This is a genomic window from Deltaproteobacteria bacterium, from assembly GCA_009930495.1.
Classification (GTDB): Bacteria; Desulfobacterota; Desulfovibrionia; order Desulfovibrionales; family Desulfomicrobiaceae; genus Desulfomicrobium.
The window spans coordinates 1-4,664 of sequence record RZYB01000185.1 but is presented as its reverse complement, the minus strand read 5'-3'; the positions used below and the strand labels follow the sequence as shown (position 1 = coordinate 4,664).

At 63.2% G+C, this 4,664-nt stretch carries 5 protein-coding genes; all 5 read right to left on the bottom strand.

Translation table 11 applies throughout. The features are described from left to right. The coding region (locus tag EOL86_12125; GenBank protein ID NCD26321.1) for an MBL fold metallo-hydrolase at positions 1 to 1,310 on the bottom strand (1,310 nt) is incomplete at its 3' end. 219 nt (positions 1,311 to 1,529) lie between these two features. Then, positions 1,530 to 1,967 carry a transcriptional repressor gene (locus EOL86_12120; protein NCD26320.1) on the bottom strand — a complete coding sequence of 146 codons (438 nt, stop codon included), beginning with the start codon at positions 1,965 to 1,967 and terminating at the stop codon, positions 1,530 to 1,532. Next, complete coding sequence (locus EOL86_12115; protein ID NCD26319.1) at positions 1,964 to 2,773, bottom strand: metal ABC transporter permease; 810 nt, start codon at positions 2,771 to 2,773, stop codon at positions 1,964 to 1,966. The genes EOL86_12120 and EOL86_12115 overlap by 4 nt, the downstream gene beginning before the upstream one ends. After that, entirely contained in the window at positions 2,770 to 3,645 is an 876-nt protein-coding gene (locus EOL86_12110) for an ABC transporter ATP-binding protein (protein ID NCD26318.1), read from the bottom strand. Before EOL86_12110 ends, EOL86_12115 begins: the two co-directional genes overlap by 4 nt. 44 nt (positions 3,646 to 3,689) lie before the next feature. Continuing rightward, positions 3,690 to 4,586, bottom strand: coding sequence for a cation ABC transporter substrate-binding protein (locus EOL86_12105; GenBank protein ID NCD26317.1), 897 nt, complete (start codon positions 4,584 to 4,586; stop codon positions 3,690 to 3,692). Positions 4,587 to 4,664 lie beyond the last annotated feature (78 nt).

Below are 4,664 nucleotides of genomic sequence, written 5' to 3'. Positions count from 1 at the left end.
CCGGAACTTTTCATGAACGATCCGGCCATGTTCGAGCGATATCCCGTGCCGCAGTAGACCACGATTTCGTCGTCCGTGGGCAGGGTGCAGCAGGAGGCCAGGATGTCCGCGAAGGACAAGTGCTGGGCGCCGGCGATCCGCCCCTGGTTCCATTCCGGCGTGGTGCGCACATCGAGCAGGATCGGGGCGGCACCCGATGCGGCTCGCCGCGCCAGTTCCGGAGCGGAGATCTGTTCCAGCCGGTCGGCCTGCCGTCCGGCGAAGATCCAGGATTGGATTCCTCCCGCCAGATAGCCGATGATGTTGTCGTAGCCGATGCGGTGCAGTTCCGTGCGCATGGCGTCGTAGGCCTCCCGACCGTTGACGACGAGCAGGATCTTCGCTTCCGGCGCCACGACCGTGCCGACCCAGTTGGCCATCTGTTTTTCAAAACCGATATTGAGGGAGCCTGGGATGTGGCAGCCTCCAAACGCGGCCCCGTCCCGGGTGTCGATGATGGTTGCCCCGGCGGCCATGAACCGGTCAAAATCCTCGACACCAAGGGCCTGCTCAAGGGGGCAGCGCTCCAGCAGCTGGGCGCCGTGGGCGTTGGTCGAAATAATGTGGGTGAAGCTTTTGGGGCGTTCGGGAAAATCCTGGCTCATGGCTTCGGAAAAGGCCTCGAAGGATGCGTACTGGAGCCGGGGATTGTGCTTGCGTTCGTAGCCCAGGGTCGAGCTTGGCTTGGGGCTCATGCCCTTGCCGCACAACGAGCCCGAGCCATGGGCCGGATAGACTTCGAGATGGTCGGGAAGCGCGCCGAGCTTGACGAAAAGGGAATTGTACAGATTGCGGACCTGCTCCTCCAAGGCGTCCTTGCCCACCAAATCCGGACGGCCGATGTCGCCGACAAAAAGAAGATCGCCGGTGAGGATCAGCCAGGGCTCCGGCGAACGGACCAAATCCGAAACCAGCAACGAAATGGAATGCGGCGTGTGGCCCGGGGTATGGAGAACTTCCAGACGCGCGGCGCCCGCTTCAAGCACGGTGCCCTCCGGCAGGGGGGTGAAGGCGAATGTCGCCGGCGTGTCCGGATGCATGCAGATCGGCGCGCCGGTGCGGGCCGCGAGCTCGTGCGCTCCGGAAACGTGATCCGCATGGACGTGGGTGTCGATGATGTGCGTGATGCGCATGCCTTCTTCGCGAGAAACGGCAAGGTAGTCGTCAATGTCGCGTTTCGGATCAACGACAATCATCACGCCCTTGCCCGGGCACCCGAGCATATACGAAAAACAACCGAGGCCTTGGACCTGTATCTGTTTGAAATACATGCGACTCTCCTGAAAATGGTTGCGAGGGGCGCTTGGCCGCGAGCGTTTCGCGGTCGTTATCGGAATTTTTCACGGTTTTTGCCAAGTTGTTAATAATAATCTTTTCCAGTGTCATGGGCAAGGCGGGGACACATGGCGCGTGGATGGACTCAAGAATTTCCGCCCACGCGGATCGCCACGCGGTCACGCCCCGTGCCGTTGTCCTGGCGGGAGTCGTGGTCATTTTTTCTTGCAGGCCGGGCAGACACCTTCCAGACGGATGTCCACCCGTTCCACTTCCAGGCCCATCCGGGCCAGGACGTCCTGGGCCAGGGGTGGGAGGGGGGCGTCGATGCACAGGTAGCGGTCGCACCGCGTGCAATGGAAATGGGCGTGGTCCTCGGTCCGCTCGACACCGCGCAGGCAGAAGCGTTGGGCGTGCTTGCCCAGGTCCAGCCGGTTCAGGACCTCGTGTTCGACCAGCAGATCGAGAATCCGGTACACCGTGACCCGGTTGATGTTCGCCGTGCTTCGGATTTTTTCCAAAATTTCCACGGCGCTTAACGGCTGGGCCGTGTTGCCCACGGCCAGGAGGACCCGCGTCCGATGGGCGGTGGGGTCCAATCCGGCCGAGGTCAGGCGGGTCTTGGCCGTTTTTTCGGTCATTTTGGGGGTCATGATTTTTTCCACGCCGTCCGGCCTCCCCTGGCCAGGACATAGCCGAGAGTGCCCACGGCGATGATGGACGCGCCCGAGGTGAGGTCGAAATGGTAGGAAATGGCCAGGCCGCAGAGACAGAAAACCAGGCTGGCCAGGGTGGCCAGGAGCATCATTTTCCAGAGGGAGTCGGTGAACAGTTCGGCCAGCATGGGCGGAATGGTCAGCAGGGCGATGACCAGGATCAGCCCGGCCACCTGGATGACCAGGACCACGGTCACGGCCGTCAGAACCTGCATCAGGGTGTGGAGCAATCTGACCGGAACGCCGGTGGAACGGGCGAATTCCTGGTCAAAGGACAGGGCCAGGAAGTCCTTGTACCAGAACATGACCACGCCGATGATGATCAGGTCCAGGCCGGCCATGAACCAGACGTCCCGCGTGGGCACGGCCAGGATGCTGCCGAAGAGGTAGCTCATCAGGTCCACGTTGTAGCCCGGGGTGAGGTCCATGAGGATGATGCCCAGGGCCATGCCGGCGGCCCACATCACGCCGACCAGGGCGTCCGCGCGTTCGGCCCGGCCAAAGGACGCCTGGGCCATGCCCATGGCGGCCAGGGCCGTGAAGACCACCGTGCACGGCAGGACCGGCAGCCCGAGAAAAAAGGCCAGGCCCACGCCGCCATAGGCCGCGTGGGCCACGCCGCCGGCCATGAAAACCTGCCGGTTGACGACCACGAGGCTGCCGATGACGCCGCAGGCCACGCTGGCCAGAATACCCGCCAGAATGGCGTTTTGGATGAATTCCAGGCCGAGAATCGCGGTCATGCCGACCTCCGGGACTGTCCGAAGATGGTCGACATGCCCTTGATGTATTCGTCCAGGGGGCAGGTGGCGTCGTGGGAGCCGTAGACGAGTTCGAGCATTTGGGGGGTCAGCTCGCGGCCCTGGCTCTGGATGAGGCTCTTGTTGACCACGGCCACGCTGGTGATGCGGGTGGACGCGGAAATCAGATCGTGGCTGACCATGACGATGGTGATGGACGCGCTCAGGGCCGAGAGCAGGTCGAACAGGCAGACCTTGCCCTGGGGGTCGATGTTCGAGGTCGGTTCGTCGAAAAGGAGCAGCCCCGGGTTCGAGACCAGGGCCCTGGCCACAAGCACGCGTTGCTTTTGTCCGCCGGACAAGGCGTCGAAGCGCCGGTCCGCGAAATCGGCCATCTGGACCATGTCCAGGCTGTCCATGGCCTTGCGCCGGCTGGCCGCGTCATGTCCGGGCCAGCGGCCCGAAACGAGCACGCCCGCTTTGCGGCGCAGGCCCAGGAGCACCGCGTCGCGCACGGTGATGGGAAAGCTGGGCTGGATCACGGCGTGCTGGGGCACGTAGCCAATGGCCGGGCGGTTGCAGCGGGGATCGACGCCCAGCACCCGGATCGAACCCGTCCTGGGCGTGAGCAGGCCGAGGATGAGCTTGATCAGGGTCGTTTTGCCGCCACCATTGGGGCCGATGACGGCCATGAAGTCGCCGCCGCGCACGTTCAGATTGACGTCGGACAGCACGTCCCGATCGTCGTAGGCATAGGACACGCCATGGACCTCGATGGCCGGCTCGGCGCCGTGCCAGAGTGGTTCGAGGCGCGGTGTTGGCGGACCGGCCTGGATCTGGCCGGAACAACTGGAACATTCGTGATCGGTATGCATGGGACTCCAGGGACGCGGCGCTTGGTCGCGTCCGGAATGGGTTGCTAGTTGAGGGCGCCGGCCATGGCCTTGGCCGCCTGGAGCAGGTTGCCCGCCCACTCCGCGGCCAGGGGATCGAGCCGGACAACCCTGGCCCCGATCTGCTTGGCGATGACGGCCGCGCTTTTTTCCGAGAACTGGGGCTGCACGAAGACGACCTTGGTGCCGAGTTTCTGGCCCATTTCGATGATCGCGGCCAATTCCCTCGGGCTTGGCTCCTTGCCTTCGACTTCGATGGCGGCCTGACGCAGGCCATACGCCCTGGCGAAATAGCCCCAGGAGGGGTGGAAAACCAGAAAAGTGCGTTTTTCCTCGGGAATGGGGGCCAGGATGGCCCGGATTTCAGCGTCCAGGGCGTCCAGCTCCCGCAGAAACGTCTCGGCGTTGGCCGTGTAGTGCTCCGCGTGCGGGGGGTCCATGGCGCACAGCCCGTCCCGGATGTTGCGGGCCTGGATCTTGACCAGGGCCGGATCGAGCCAGATGTGTGGATCCAGGCCGTCGTGACCGCCATGGTGGTCTGCGTCGTGGCCGTGCGAAGCCGCCTTGCCGTCGTCGTGGTGTCCATTTTCCATGGACGCTTTGGGGACGTCTTTTTCCGTGTGAACAATGCGGATGTCTGGGTTGGTGCCCTTGATCCGGTCCATCCAGACCATGTCGAACGCATCGCCGATGGAGAAGTAGACAGAGGCCTTGGCCAGGTCGATCATCTGCCTGGGCCTGGGTTCGTAGGCGTGGGGATTGGCTCCGGGCTGAACCATGATCGAAACCGGGACCAGTCCGCCGCTGATCCTGTCCACGAAGTATTTTTGGGGCGCGATGGAGACAAAGGCCGTGGGCTGCGCCAGCACGGAGCCGACGGTGACAAGGGTTGCCAATATCAGAAAACATAGTGTTTTTTTCATGAAATCCTCCATGATTTTGGAACGCTGTTTATGCAACAAGTTTGCATTCAGTCAAGGCGGCCCTGGCCGGATCGTCGG